The organism is Lutibacter sp., from assembly GCF_021647475.1.
Taxonomy (GTDB): domain Bacteria; phylum Bacteroidota; class Bacteroidia; order Flavobacteriales; family Flavobacteriaceae; genus Lutibacter.
Genome location: NZ_JAKIUR010000060.1, coordinates 1 through 15,081, shown reverse-complemented (window position 1 = coordinate 15,081; position 15,081 = coordinate 1). Strand labels below are relative to the sequence as shown.

Annotated in this window: 11 protein-coding genes; 4 read left to right on the top strand and 7 right to left on the bottom strand. The window is 28.9% G+C overall.

Annotation, left to right across the window (positions count from 1 at the left end):
* Positions 1 to 482 precede the first annotated feature (482 nt).
* The 5 genes from uvrB to L3J60_RS11795 form a co-directional block, all read right to left on the bottom strand.
* Positions 483 to 2,471 carry an excinuclease ABC subunit UvrB gene (uvrB, locus tag L3J60_RS11815; protein ID WP_291975753.1) on the bottom strand — a complete coding sequence of 663 codons (1,989 nt, stop codon included), beginning with the start codon at positions 2,469 to 2,471 and terminating at the stop codon, positions 483 to 485.
* Between the two features lie 29 nt (positions 2,472 to 2,500).
* Positions 2,501 to 5,215, bottom strand: coding sequence for a T9SS type B sorting domain-containing protein (locus tag L3J60_RS11810; RefSeq protein WP_291975751.1), 2,715 nt, complete (start codon positions 5,213 to 5,215; stop codon positions 2,501 to 2,503).
* A gap of 90 nt (positions 5,216 to 5,305) precedes the next feature.
* Positions 5,306 to 7,774: a T9SS type B sorting domain-containing protein gene (locus L3J60_RS11805; protein ID WP_291975750.1), complete on the bottom strand. Its 2,469-nt coding sequence runs from the start codon at positions 7,772 to 7,774 to the stop codon at positions 5,306 to 5,308.
* A 249-nt stretch (positions 7,775 to 8,023) separates the two neighbouring features.
* Positions 8,024 to 8,869 carry an ABC transporter permease gene (locus L3J60_RS11800; protein ID WP_291975748.1) on the bottom strand — a complete coding sequence of 282 codons (846 nt, stop codon included), beginning with the start codon at positions 8,867 to 8,869 and terminating at the stop codon, positions 8,024 to 8,026.
* Position 8,870: 1 nt separating this feature from the next.
* On the bottom strand, positions 8,871 to 9,770 hold the full coding sequence (locus L3J60_RS11795; RefSeq protein ID WP_291975747.1) for an ATP-binding cassette domain-containing protein: 900 nt from the start codon (positions 9,768 to 9,770) through the stop codon (positions 8,871 to 8,873).
* A 91-nt stretch (positions 9,771 to 9,861) separates the two neighbouring features.
* On the opposite strand from L3J60_RS11795, the gene L3J60_RS11790 reads away from it, so the two are divergent.
* A complete protein-coding gene (locus tag L3J60_RS11790; protein WP_291975746.1) occupies positions 9,862 to 10,929 on the top strand; it encodes a hypothetical protein in 1,068 nt (355 codons plus the stop codon).
* Between the two features lie 358 nt (positions 10,930 to 11,287).
* On the opposite strand, the gene L3J60_RS11785 is transcribed toward L3J60_RS11790, so the two are convergent.
* Positions 11,288 to 11,797 (bottom strand): hypothetical protein, encoded by a 510-nt coding sequence (locus L3J60_RS11785; RefSeq protein ID WP_291975745.1) that lies wholly within the window; start codon positions 11,795 to 11,797, stop codon positions 11,288 to 11,290.
* Positions 11,798 to 11,876: 79 nt separating this feature from the next.
* Here L3J60_RS11785 and L3J60_RS11780 point away from each other — a divergent pair, with 79 nt between their 5' ends.
* From L3J60_RS11780 to L3J60_RS11770, 3 genes are read left to right on the top strand one after another with little or no spacing between them, the layout of a single operon-like run.
* Positions 11,877 to 12,296 (top strand): PaaI family thioesterase, encoded by a 420-nt coding sequence (locus L3J60_RS11780; protein WP_291975744.1) that lies wholly within the window; start codon positions 11,877 to 11,879, stop codon positions 12,294 to 12,296.
* 3 nt (positions 12,297 to 12,299) lie between these two features.
* Complete coding sequence (locus tag L3J60_RS11775; protein WP_291975743.1) at positions 12,300 to 13,160, top strand: alpha/beta fold hydrolase; 861 nt, start codon at positions 12,300 to 12,302, stop codon at positions 13,158 to 13,160.
* A 7-nt stretch (positions 13,161 to 13,167) separates the two neighbouring features.
* Positions 13,168 to 14,238 carry an isochorismate synthase gene (locus tag L3J60_RS11770; RefSeq protein WP_291975742.1) on the top strand — a complete coding sequence of 357 codons (1,071 nt, stop codon included), beginning with the start codon at positions 13,168 to 13,170 and terminating at the stop codon, positions 14,236 to 14,238.
* 188 nt (positions 14,239 to 14,426) lie between these two features.
* Here the strand turns inward: L3J60_RS11770 and L3J60_RS11765 are convergent, their stop codons facing one another.
* Positions 14,427 to 14,948: a helix-turn-helix domain-containing protein gene (locus L3J60_RS11765; RefSeq protein WP_291975741.1), complete on the bottom strand. Its 522-nt coding sequence runs from the start codon at positions 14,946 to 14,948 to the stop codon at positions 14,427 to 14,429.
* Positions 14,949 to 15,081 lie beyond the last annotated feature (133 nt).

Genomic DNA, 15,081 nt, shown 5'->3' with positions numbered 1-15,081 from the left:
CTACTTGATGTCATTGATGTAAATTATTGATTATCAGTATAATATACAAATAATTAATAACTTTGACAACTATAAATCAACTGATTATCTAGCTTTTATCAAAGAAAAAGTGTGAGTTTGCCCTGTAAAACACCTGATAACAATAATTTTTTTGTAAAGTAAAAATACTTAATAAATAAGAAAATCTTTACTTTATAAATCTAAAGGTCGGCAAGGCAGGTTCGTTTCAGGATCTCATCAATATAAATTGGTGATTAGTAAAAATTATGAGATGCTGAAACAGGTTCAGCATGACGTATTAAATAGGAAATATGACACAAAACGGATATACATTTAATTTTTTAATCGTTACAAAATTGAAAATAATAGCACAAAAATTTTAAAACATATTGATTTTTACACTTTGTTTTTTAGAGGTTTTTTATAGTGAAAGTTAAAATGTATATTTGGGTTACTAGCTAAAATATTTTGTAATGAGGATATTAAATCAATTCTTTTAAAACTTTAATTGCATCTCTTAATTTTGCTGCAGCCATAAAATCTAATGCTTTGGCAGCCGTTTCCATTTGTTTTCTTTTTTCTCTAATTCTTTTATCAATTTGTTCTTTAGTTAGATATTGTAATTCATCTTCAGCTGCCATATCAACTGAATTATCGTAATGAAATGATGAAATGGTATTTTTTGCTAAGGTATTTTCAATGCTTTTTTTAATTTGAGTCGGCGTAATGTTATTAGCTAAATTATAGGCAACTTGTTTTTCTCTTCTGCGTTCAGTTTCATCAATGGTGAGTTGCATACTGTTGGTAATTTTATCAGCATACAAAATTGCTTTTCCTTCAACGTTTCTTGCTGCTCTACCAATAGTTTGTGTAAGCGAACGATGTGAGCGTAAAAAACCTTCTTTATCTGCATCTAAAATAGCAACCAAAGAAACTTCTGGTAGATCTAAGCCTTCACGTAAAAGGTTAACTCCAATTAATACATCAAACAAACCTTTGCGTAAATCGGTCATAATTTCAACACGCTCCAAGGTATCCACATCTGAATGAATATATCTACAACGGATTTGAATTCGACTTAAATATTTGGTTAATTCTTCTGCCATTCTTTTGGTAAGCGTAGTAACTAAAGTTCGTTCATCTTTTTCAACTCTAATTTGAATTTCTTCAATTAAATCATCAATTTGATTGATGCTAGGACGAACTTCAATTTCAGGATCTAATAAACCGGTTGGACGGATAACTTGCTCAACAAAAACACCTTCTGTTTTTTGTAATTCGTAATCAGCTGGCGTTGCACTTACATAAATTACTTGGTTTTGAATTTCTTCAAACTCTTCAAATTTTAGAGGTCTGTTATCCATTGCTGCAGGTAATCGGAATCCATAACCTACTAAGTTTTCTTTTCTAGATCTATCTCCGCCATACATGGCATGAACTTGTGGAATGGTAACGTGACTTTCATCAATTATCATTAAAAAGTCATCAGGAAAATAATCTAGTAAACAAAAAGGTCTTGTACCTGGTTCACGCTGATCTAAATAGCGTGAATAGTTTTCAATGCCACTGCAATAACCTAATTCACGAATCATTTCTAAATCGAATTCCGTACGTTCTTTCAATCGTTTTGCTTCTAAATGTTTACCGATTTCTTTAAAATAATCGTATTGTTTTACCAAGTCATCCTGAATATTTTTTATGGCATTTTGTAAAATATCGGGTGAAGTAACAAATAGGTTTGCCGGATAAATTTTAAGGTCTTCAAATTTTTCAACTACATTATTATTTTCAACATCAAAACTCTCAATTTCTTCAATTTCATCACCAAAAAAATGAATTCTGTAGGCGTGTTCACCGTAAGAAGGATACACCGTGATAATATCTCCTTTAACTTTAAAAGTACCGCTACTTAATTCGGTTTCAGTTCTGGAATATAAACTTGCTACTAATTGATGTAAAAATTTGGTTCTGGAAAGTACTTGATTTGTATGAATTGAAATTACATTCTTTTTAAATTCTACAGGATTTCCAATTCCGTAAATACAAGAAACAGAAGCTACAATAATAACATCTCTTCTTCCTGAAAGTAGTGCTGAAGAGGCACTGATTCGCAATCGTTCAATATCTTCATTTATAGATAAATCTTTTTCAATATAAGTTCCTGTTACAGGAAGATAGGCTTCAGGTTGATAGTAATCGTAATACGAAACAAAATATTCTACCGAGTTATTTGGAAAAAACTGTTTAAATTCAGAATATAATTGAGCTGCGAGTGTTTTATTATGCGCTAAAATTAAGGTTGGCTTTTCAACTTTTTGAATCACATTGGCAACGGTAAATGTTTTACCAGAACCAGTTACACCCAATAAAGTTTGATATTTTTCATTAGATTGAATGCCATTTACTAATTGTTCAATAGCTTCAGGCTGATCACCAGTAGGTTTAAAATGTGATTCTAATTTGAATTGCATGTTGCAAAAGTAATCTAATTTAGTTTTAATTACTTTCTAATTAAACTAAAATGACCACGTAATACTCTACCGTCTTCTAGTTCAACTTTATACCAATAATCTGTTGAAGGTAAAGGGTTTCCTTTGTACAAACCATTCCAACCATTTCCTAATGGATTTAAAATGGCAATTAATTTACCAAATCTATCAAAAACATATATTTTGGTATTTGGCTGATTGTCAATACCAGTAACTTGCCAAGTATCATTTGAACCGTCGTTATTAGGAGTAAAGAAATTAGGAATGCTAATTAAATTTACTTGGACACTAGCTTCTAAACAATTTTCAATATCTCTAATTTTAACAGTGTGTAATCCTCCAGAAACAGTTTGAAAAACATTGTTGGTTTGAAAAATATCAGAATCTAAGGAAAACTCATAATTGCTTGAAGGTAAATTATTTGTATTTACTGTTATACTGTTATTGGATGTATTATCAATAATTTCAAGATTATTTAATCCAAAATTTGGAAGAGGTAAAATAGGAGAAGCAATTACCTGAATATCTTTTGAAGTTTGACAATTATTTCCATTTGTATCTGTAGCAGTAACCGTATAGGTATCTTCAGTATCAACATTAATTTGTGGTGTGTTACCAATAGTATTTCCGCTACTATCTGTCCATAAATAATCATAATTATCAGTTGGATTTTCTACTCCGATAGTAGCACTTGAAGAACTTAAGCATAGTGTTATATTAGGATTAAGATCAAAAATGGGAACTGGTGTAACATTTAAAGTAATATGAAATCCTAACCCGAAACAAGTATCCGTAGTTTTATCAACTCTCACTACAATTTGCTGGGTAAAAGCAGTAGTATTTGTGTAATTTGAAGGATTAATGGCATTAGTTTCAGCAAAAGCATCTGCTAATGTTTCATAGTAGGCAACAGTTAAATTAGCAACTGGCAATAACGCATTTAAAACCTGATTTGTGGCAGTACTAAAATCGAAAGTAGTTAAACCGTTGGTGTCATCTTCATCAGTTAAATCATCACATTGATTATAGGTAAGCATAAATGCATTAGGAATATCGATAGAAATTACTTTTAAATCTACTTGAGCAGTAGTAAAACAGCCTACTGCATTTTCAATTCTTGCCCACACAGTTGATTGTGTATTATTTGAAAATGCAGTTGGATTTACTATTGTATTTATATTGGCAATTGCATCAGTCTCAGTTAAAAAATAAGTAAATATTGGTAATGGACTTTCTGATGAAATTAAAGCATTAGCATCATTTAAATTAAAATCTTCTATTCCGTCTAAATTATCATCACATTTTGTCAGCGTTACAGGAGAAGTTACTACAGGTAAATCATAAATAGTAATATCTAAAGTTAAAATACTGGTATTAACCCCAATGGTAACTGTAGCAGTAACCGTAAAAACTCCTGAAGAGGTAAAAATATGAGTTGGATTTTCTAGAGTTGAAGTGTTATTTGTACCAGAAGTTGGGTCACCAAAACCCCAAGTAATGCTTGTTGGAGTGGTAGAAGAACTTAAATTGAATTGAGTAACATCTCCTAAACAAACATTATTAGCAGAAATAGAAGGTTCTAAAAAATAAGATTGAATAAAAGGAGGCAAGCCTTCAACAACTTTTCTGTTTGGATCACCAGCACTTATATCTAATTTATTATGTTCGTAATTACAAGCCAATCCATCTGCTTCAGGTTTATTAATGATTCCTAAAAATTTAGTGCCAACTTGTGAAGCTCCTGAAATAGATAGTGCTCTGTATATTTTTCCATCAATAGCAAGTTGAACTGCACCTCTTGTATTAATATTAGAGGTATGAATTAAAGTTCTATTATTGCCATTCATTAAATCAAATTGATATAATTTCCCTGGAGGCATATGATCATTAATCTTTAATTGACTTGTGGTAACGTATAATTTTCTGCTTTGTGTTGAAAACTCAACTCCGTAAGGAATATCATTGGTGTCATCAAAAGTTAGTTCTTGTTCGTTGCTAACTATACCTGTTGTTGCATCAAAATCATAAAGCATCATACTATGCGTATTGCCGAAATTGGCACAGGCAATTTTGTTACCATCTGGAGATATTTTAAGATAACCACGAGAATCTGCTGCAAATGAAACTGTTGAAGTTACAGGAGTTAGATTAACCCCCGCCGCATCTACTAACCAAGCTAAGAATTGATTTTGAATAAAAGTAATAATCCATATAGAATTGTTATTGTTATTTTTAACGGCAGTTATTTTTTCATAAGCTTGAGAAACTAAATTAATATCTTTTTGACTAGTTACAAGATCACCTAAACCGCCATTTAAAGACATATCAACTAATGAATAATTTATTCCATTGGTTGATAGTGCAGAAAGAGCAGTTCTTTGGTCAACACTAAATATATAAAATTGATTTGGATTATTTGGTTTTGGAGTAATAATGGCAGATTGGGTACTAGAAGTATTTCCTAATAATCCTGTTCCATTGGGCATAATTGTACCAGTTTTATCCCAAACCTTAACTCCATCAGTATAAAATAATAAATTACCTGTAGCATCACTTATGGTCGCACAGCCCTCAAGAGTTGATAATTTACCATTGGTAAGAACTACGGGAGTTCCAGAATTAAAATCTAGTCCAGCATTTTGTCCAAAATACCAAAAAGCAGCTTCTTTTTGTGAGAATGACAAAATAGGCAAAAGAATAATCCAAAAAAATACAATTCTTTTCATAGTAATAAGGAATGTATTTAGGTTAAATATACTATAAATCTCTTATTTATAATAATTTATAACCTTAAAAAACACTATATATTGTAGAAATTAGCGTCTAATCAAACTAAAATGTCCTTTTCGGATTTTGATATTACCTGCATAATCAATAAGCTCAACAGAAAACCAATAGTCGGAAGCAGGTAAATATTGACCGTTAAAAGTACCATTCCAACCTTCACTTTTTGGATCAATTTGAATGATTAATTTCCCAAATCTATCAAAAATATAAATATTAGAATTTGGGTAGAAATGTTTATCAACGCCTAAAACTTTCCAAGTATCATTTATGCCATCGTTGTTTGGCGTAAAAAATTTAGGATAACCAATTACAGAAACATCAATTTGAGCAATTCCACAGTTATTTTTATCCTGAATATAAATGGTGTGAATTCCTGGAGCAACATTGGTAAAAACAGGGTCATTTTGGTAAAACCCAGATATTTCATCTAGAGCAAATTCATAATCTCCAATTCCTAAATTTGAAGTGTTTATGGTAATGGAGTTATTTGCAGTATCATCTATTACTGTAATGTTATTTTGGGTAATAGTTGCTATTATTGATGGGTTTACCTGAATGGTTTTTGGAAATGATTCACATCCATAAATAGATGTTGCATAAACCGTGTACAATCCTTCGGATGAAATAACAGCATTTTGTGAAGTGCTAAATAAATCACCATTTGAGTTGTACCATTCGTAGGTATAATTTCCTTTTTGGTTATAAGGACTTATAATTATTGGTGCTAGATTTTGGCAGTATATTGTAGTACTATCTAGCTCAAATTCAGGCCTTTTATTAACAATTAATTGTAAATGTGGACCTAGTCCAAAACAAGCACCATTATCTTCACTTTCTACCCTAACATAAATAGTTTGGTTTTCGGCAACTTCATTACTGTAAGGATTAATTTTATCTATTTCATTTTGTTCTAATTGAACATCGTTTAAATTTCTATAATAGGAAACTGATAAATTTTGACCTGTAGGAAATAGGTTGATGATATCAGCATCATTATTAGCTAAAATAAAGGTTGAAGTTCCATCGTTTACATCATCGGTATCACAAACAGTAACTTTTTTTAAATATCCAATTGGGAAATGTGTGGAAGAAACTAATAAATCTACTTGAGCAATTCGGTAACAACCATTTGCATTTTCTATTCGTGCATAAACCGTACGTTGAGTTTTGTTGGAAAAAGGGAATGGAATTATGACATTACTTCCAGATTCAGCATCTGTTGAACTAGCATAATAAGTTACATTTAAAGCAGTATTATTGTTTGTTAAATACGTGTTTGCTTCGTTTAAATTAAAATCAGTAAAACCATCTAAAGTTCCATCTTCATCACATTGTTTAAAAGTAAATGTTGGATTTACTATAGGTTTTGAATAAACCTCAATATCAAATGACGAAATGTTATAACAACCCGTATTATTGTTTTCAACTCTCACCCAAATTTTTTCAGAAGCGTAAGCAACTTTGTTGGTGTAATTGGATGGAAGTTTATTTAGAAAATTATTAGTCAAAGCATCCGTTTCATTATCAAAATAAGAAATTGTATAATTCGCAATATCTGATACTAAATTCACATCATTTTGTGTTAAATCGAAGTTATAAAAACCAGTATTATTTGGATCACATGCTGTTAATGTAATAGGTGTACCTAAAATGATAGAACTTACAGTAAGTGTAAATTTAGCAGTAGTATAGCATTGAGTGACTGTATTGGTTAATCTGACATATATAATTTGAGGATTAATTGTATTTTGATAAGCTTGAGGTGTTGTAATTTTATTTTCACCTAAAATAGCATCATTATTGGAGGTATGATAGGTAATTTCAACATTATTTTGAGTTCCAATAGCAATATTATCATTTACAGTTAAGTCAAAAGTTGATATTCCATCTAATATACTATCAGTATCGCATTGTTCAATATTTAGTGTTTCAGGTGTTAGGTTGTCAAAAGTAGGTTGCTGATTAAATGTTGCAGTTCCTGTCCATTCTATACTAAAATTACTAGTTCCAACAGGTCTGTCAACAACTAAAAAATAGGATTGTCCAGCAACAACATCCAACCATTTTATAAAACTATTTCCATCTGTACCTGGACCTTCGGATGTGTCTGTTTCCGTCCCATTCATACCTGTTAGGTTATTGCCTTGTCCTGCAGCAAATGGATTTGTTGTAGAACATCTAATAGCTTGTCCTATGTTACCACAACTTACATCAGGGCCAAAAACAAAAAAATCAAAATCTTCATAAATAGAATTAGAGGTAGGTGTTAATGTAAATCCTAGTGTGCCACTTGTGTTAATTGTTAATTTAAACCAGATACTGTTATTTTCTTTACTTGAACAAACATTAGAGTTGTTTAATTCCTGGACCCCAAATCCAGTTACCGATAGGTCTTGGTAACCACTATTACCACAAACAATGATGGCATCAGAACAATCATTTTGACCAGAAATAAATAAAGAGTTTAATGCTATAAGTAGCCCAAGTATTTTTTTCATCTAGAATAAAAATTATTAGATTTCAAAAATAGTAATAAGTATTTAACCCGTTGTGCATTATGATAAAATTTCGTCAATTCGAGTGAATTTTAGCCTTTTTAGGCTTAAAATTAGTATCGAGAATAGGTTTTTTAGTTAGAGACCATCGTTCTCGATACAATTTTTTATCAAAAATTACTCGAACAGACGTAACAGGATGTTTAAAAAGTTAAAATACACAACGAGTATATTTAATAAAATGGCACTTGTTTATAAATCTCTCTTTTTGAGTAAATAATAGGATAGATAAATAAAAATTGCAGTCCATATTAATACAATTAAAATATCTAATGGCTGTACTGAGAAATCTTTAGATAAATTTTCACCTACTTGTTTTGCTACTGTTTTAACTGCACTTAAACGAGTAAAAGGTTCTTTAATTAAATTACTCATTGCTTCCAACGGTAAAAATTGCATAATGCTATTTACGTGATCGGATGTATTTGTGGCATCTCTAAACAGCCAAAATAAATAACCTTTAAAAAGACTTTCTCCAAAAAACCAGACTACAATTCCGCCTACAGCAAAAGCAGAGCGTTTTACCAAAATACCCATAAAAAGCCCGAATGAAAAGAATCCAACTAATTTTACAAAAAATGCTAATAGATAATCTAAATCAGAAAAAACAATGGAAAATTCTGTAAAATCTGAATAGGTATAACCTAATATTAGAGAAATAATAAATACAAAAAGTGTTGAAATAAGAGCAAATAAAATAACCGTATAAAACTTTGAAAGCACAAACTCTTTTTTACTTAAGCCATCAATCAAATTTTGTTTTAAAGTCTTGTTACTGTATTCATTAGCCATCATAGAAACTATTACAAGTAATAAAAAAAACTTAAAAATAGAAGCCATATATGTATTAAAATGCCAGATATATGGAAAATTAAAAATTCCTTGTTCGGCTAAATGAAATTTTACGGGACCAATATCAAATTTTATAGCAGCAATTAAAGCAATGGAAGTAAGCAATGCAAAATAGATAATTATTAAAACACGACTTGCTCTGTTATATTTTAATTTATAAAGTTCTATATTTAAAAGTCGGAACATATTAGTTATTATTAGTTAGCGTTAAAAATTGTTGTTCTAAACTTGGCTTCCTTTTAACTAAATGTGTTAAAACTATATTTTTTTTGAACAAAAAAGTATTTATTTCACCAGATGAAATTTCTTTATTTAATGTAGCAATAACCATTTCGTTTTCAATTTTAGAAGTTGAAATTCCATCAAAATCAGCAAGTGATTTTTGAATATTTTCTAAATCAATTTCAGCTTTAAGTTCTATAATACCGAATGAAGCCGTCATTTCATCTACACTTCCAGCATATAGTTTTATACCATTTCTAATAACAACTACGTGAGTACATACTTTTTCAACTTCATCTAATAAATGTGATGCCAATAAAATAGTAGTTCCATTTTTTGCAATATTTCTAATAATTTCTCTAATTTCATGAATTCCTTGAGGATCTAATCCGTTGGTTGGTTCATCTAAAATTAGAATTTCAGGATTGTTAAGCAATGCAGAAGCAATAGCCAAACGCTGTTTCATTCCTAATGAAAAAGTTTTAAACTTACTATTTCTACGTTCATATAATTGAACCATTTTAAGTTTCTCATCAATATTATCTTTTGAAATTTCCTTTATTTTACACACCAATTCTAGATTTTGAATTGCAGTCATATACGGATAAAAATTAGGTCGCTCAATAATAGCTCCCACTTTTTTTAACGCTTGATGTGTTGATAATTTACCTCCAAACCAGCTAAAATTTCCTGAAGTTTTATTAACAACGTTTAATACAATTCCAAGTGTAGTTGATTTTCCACTTCCATTTGGACCTAATATGCCGTAAACATTTCCTTTTTTAATGTCAAAAGATAAATTATTAACGGCGTGAAGCTTTCCAAATTTTTTGTTTAGTTGGCTAATGGTTAAAATAGTTTCCAATATTTTTGTGTTTAGTATAAAAATAAGACGATAAATAGTGTTTTTTGTAACAGCAATATACTAAATTTGAAAAAGAACGTGAATACGAATTATGGAAGAAAAGTTAATATCTAAAAAAAAACCTGCATATCCAATATGTAATCAACTATATGATTATTTAACAGAATATAATAGAAATATTAAAATTCCTGTTTTTTATGAAGATTTGCTTCGTTTTGATGGATCAATTGTAGTTTACGATAAAAAAGGAGAAGATTCCCTTTGGATAAGAGTTTATTATAGTGAGCATGAACGTGATGAAATTGATTTAAGCTTAAAGCAAATGTATCTGATTTTGCACGGTGACGGAACAGAAGATTCATTACAATTTTTAACTATTGATGCTATTGATTACTGCACCTTTGGAAATTCTAAACCATTTAGAGTTAAAATACGTAATATTTTAAATGATAATTACTCGTATATCTACGTAAAAATTGCAGATGCTTCAAGGGTTTATGGATTAGAATTAGAGCATATTTTATCGCCAAATAATATCAATTTTTTAATTTATAAAGATACTTTAATTGAAGAACACGTTTTAGGCGTTCCGGGTGATGATTTTATAGAAGATATTTTGCCAACTGTTTCCGAACAGGGTAAAAAAAAGATTTCAAAAGAATTTGTAAAATTTAATGAACGCTGTATGATTCGTTTATTAGGCGATATGCGTGCTTATAATTTTGTAATTGTGGCTTCTTATGATTTTGATCAAGTTGAATATAGAATTAGAGCTATGGATTTTGATCAACAAAGTTATGAAGGAAATTTAAGAGTATATTTCCCTCAATTTTTTAAAGATAATTATCCGTTTGTTAAAATGGTATCTGAAAGTTTACAAGAAGAATCTATTGAACAGTATAAAAAAGAAGAACGAGCTGCAATAGCCAGAAGAATTAGAGGAGCACAAGAAAGAGTTAATGATTTAGTAAATTGTATGATGCATGATGTTATTTCTACTCCTGAAAAAGTAAACCAATTAAAAATAGATTTATTTAAATACACTAAAGATGTTAAATTTAAAAAATGTAAAAATATGGGCGAAATTTTAAAAGTAGCCTTTGATTTTGTAGTTCGTAATTATGTAAATGTGAATACCTATATTATTAGAAATAAATGATGTTTACTCGTTGTGCATTTTGATGAAATTTCGTCAATTCGAGTGAATTTTAGCCTTTTTAGGCTTAAAATTAGTATCGAGAATAGAGATTTAGTCAAAAAGCTATTCTCGATACAATTTTTTATCAAAAATTACAATCATTGACTTCGTTTTTAATATATTGTAAACTAGTTATTTAGTCAAATTATAAAAAATTAAAAATATAGATAATGTTAAATAGATTCCTGCCTACGCAGGAATGACAGAAATATTTAAAATTCGTAATATTATTACAGCCACTTGAGATAATTTTGGTATCAATCCTCGAACCGACGTAACATTAAGTTTAGAGAGTCAAAATGTACAACGGGTAATGTTTTTAGATATCTAAATCGTCAATATTATCAAAATCTGAATTTTCGGTAAATTCATTAAACTCATCAAATTCGTTAAAATCATTTAAATCATTTTCTGCAATAAATTCTTTTTCAGGTGCCTTTTCAGGAGTATTACCAAATTGAAAAATAGTTTTTGGTAATAATTTTGAATCAAAATCTACTACTTCAATAAATTCAACAAAAAAAGTCCACATTACTAAAAAATCATACACATAAATAAGTTTATCGCCTTTATTAGTAAAAACATCTTTGAGTGTTGTGTTTTGCATTGTTTGAGTAGTGCTATCATCTGACATATTAAACAATGGAATTTCTTCACCTTCTTCCCAATCATTATTAGCTTTATAAAACGAAGCCATTTCCTGACCTTTAAATCCAAATGATTTGGCAATAGTAAAATGAAACGCTTCTAAATTACTATTTTCATCAATTATAATATCTCTAATAACATCTGAAGGAACATCTAAAATAATTCTAATTCGGTAAGCCATTTTAAGTTTATTTTATTTAGTACAAAGGTACTTATTTAAACTTTTAAATTATTATTTTTACCCTTTAACAAATAAGTTTATGGACACAAAAGAAAAAACATTAGCCTATTTAAATAGTTTATGTAAAAATACGTTAATGGAAACCCTTAATATTAAGTATATAGATTTTGGTGATGATTATTTAGTGGCAACTATGCCGGTAACAAGTAAAGTTTACCAACCCGATGGAGTTTTAAATGGAGGAGCATCTATGGCATTAGCGGAAAGTGTTGGAAGCCCAACTTCTATGTTAGCGATTGATTCTAATAAATTTATGGTAAGGGGAATTTCCTTTACTGCAAATCATTTAAAAAGTGTAAAAAGTGGCTTGGTAACCGCTACGGCAACATTTATTCATAAAGGCAGAACTACACATTTAATAGAAATTAAAATTACAGATGAAAAAGGGAATTTAATTTCTATTGGAAAGCTTACCAATATTATTTTGCCTAAAAAATAATTTATGAAAAAACGATTAAAACAAGTTTTAAAAATAATTGGCTTTTTAATTTTAGCAGTTATAATTCTTGTTATCGTTCAATTTTATAGATTTTCAAATCCGAAATCAGATGTAGCAATTTTTAAAACATTTAAAAAACATAATGTTCCTGTTTTTATTGAGAAAAAGGAATTTAAAAGTTTTGATTATCGTGTGTTATCCACTCAAAAAGTAATAGATACCAATAAAACAACTATAGTTTTTATTCATGGTTCAATAGGTTCAGCATTAGATTTTAAAAAATATATGCTGGATAGTATTTTAAGAAAAAAATCAAATCTAATTACTTATGATAGAATTGGTTACGGAATTTATCAAACAGGAAATGTTCAGGAATCTATTGCTTTTGAAAAAGAAATGTTGGAAGATTTAACTCGAAATTTAAATCCAAAAAAAACTATTTTAGTTGGATATTCTTATGGAGGACCCATTGCTATGGCAAGCAAAAAAAAATATAAGAAAATTATTCTTTTGGCTCCGGCAATGTATTCAAGTGAAGAAAAAATGCCTTGGCTACTTAATTTTTACAAATGGAAAATTACACGTTGGTTAGTTCCTAAAACTTGGCAAGCAGCTTCTAAAGAAAAATTAAGTCATAAAGCTGATTTACAGTATTTTGAAAAGTTATGGAATGAAAATCCATCTACCATAATTTGTATTCAAGGAGCTGATGATTGGATTGTTCCTTATCAAAATTCCTTGCTATTACAGCAACAAATTTCTCCTGAAAAATTTAAATTGGTAACTTTAAAAAATGCAGGTCACGGATTAGTTTGGACTAATTTTAAGGAAATAAAACAAGTATTAATTCAACAACTTAATTAACTATTTAATGGTGAATAATTTTGAAACATATTTAAATGAAATAGTTCAAGTTTATAAAACTAACATGCCGTTTGTAGTTTTTAAAAAGCCAAATGAATTAAAATTATCTGCATATTTACCAAACACTAATGAGCTTATTGAACTTAACAACTTTGAAGAAGATGGTTTTGTTTTTATTCCATTTAACGCTGGTAAAAAAGTGATTTTTCCTTTAGCAAAAAGTAACTTTAAAAAAAATGATTTTAAAGCGGATGAAGTTGTTATTAGCGATTTTAAAAACAATTCGATTCAAAAAAATAAAAACGAGCAAATTTCAAAAGAAAGGCACGTAAAATTAGTTCAAAAAGCAATTAATTTTATTGAAGAAGGAAAAGCAGATAAAATAGTTTTATCAAGAAAAGAAACTATTTCAGATGATGGATTTCATCTTTTTAATTCATATAAAAAGATGTTGTTAAAATATCCAAATGCGTTCGTTTATATTTGGTTTCATCCAAAAATAGGATTGTGGATGGGAGCTACTCCTGAAAAATTACTTTCCATTGAAGGTAATCAACTTAAAACAATGGCATTAGCTGGTACTCAAATTTATAAAAATACGACTAGTGTAAAATGGAAACAAAAAGAAATAGAAGAACAACAATTTGTAAGCGATTTTATAGTTCATAATTTACAACCATTTGTAAAATCTATCAAAATTTCAAATTCTTTCACTGTAAAAGCAGGAAATTTATTACATATTTGTACAACTATTTCGGCAGTAATCAATACTAAAAATTCTTTAAAATTGCTTATTTCCGCTTTGCATCCAACTCCTGCAGTTTGTGGTTTACCTAAACATATTGCAACTAATTTCATCTTAGAAAATGAAAACTATAACAGGAATTATTATACGGGATTTTTAGGTGAATTAAACATTAAAAATAAAACTGAATTATACGTAAATTTACGCTGTATGCAATTAGAAAATAACTTGATTCACATTTATGTTGGAGGCGGAATTACTAAAGATAGCAATGCATTAAATGAGTGGAAAGAAACTAAAAATAAAGCAATGGTTATAGAAAATATTCTATAAAAAAAAATACTAAGCTTACCGTTTATATAGCAATTTTGAATTTTTCTAGTGTGGGGAACATCATAAATAGCAAATAGCAATAATTCCCAATTGAAAACGCAAACTTAGTATTTTTAATGATGTAAAAGTAGGAGGATTTGTAGGTATTCAATTTCCAAATCGTAAAAAAAAAGTTTCAAATCGTAAAATTATGTATTCTTTTTTCTAAAATTTGAAGGCGTTTGATTTTCAACCTGTTTAAAAATACGAATAAAAGAATTTACCGATCCAAAACCCGATAATTCACTTATTTCTGAAATAGGAATATTTCCTTTTTTAAGCAATAATTTTTTAGCTTCCCTAATTCTATAATTATTTACAAAAGAGTTAAAATTACTAGCTAAATTTCCATTAATAATATGCGAAATATAAGTTCTGTTGGTTCCAATATGATTGGCGACTTCCCAAATACTTAAATCAGGATGTAACCATGGTTTTTCTTTTTTAAAATATTTCAGCAACTTATCTTCAATATTGGGTATTTCTTTATGATGAATTTTAGGTCTTTTAAAATTATTCAAATATTCCTTTGATGGTTTTTGTTTAATCCCAATAATTGCAAGGATAACATATAAAATAGTAAAAAGAATACTTAAATAAAGTAGCGAAAAATCATTAGTTGAAAACTTTGTTCTATCCATTAAAGTAATATAAAAACCTGGAATAGACATTAGTGTTGTTTTAGCCCCTATAAAACAAGAGTAATCTTTTAAATTTCGATTATTAATTATGCTGCTATATTTTTCATTAAAATTAAGTGTTTATCTTCCATCCATTTTTCCATAGGAGTAATTCTCCCTAATA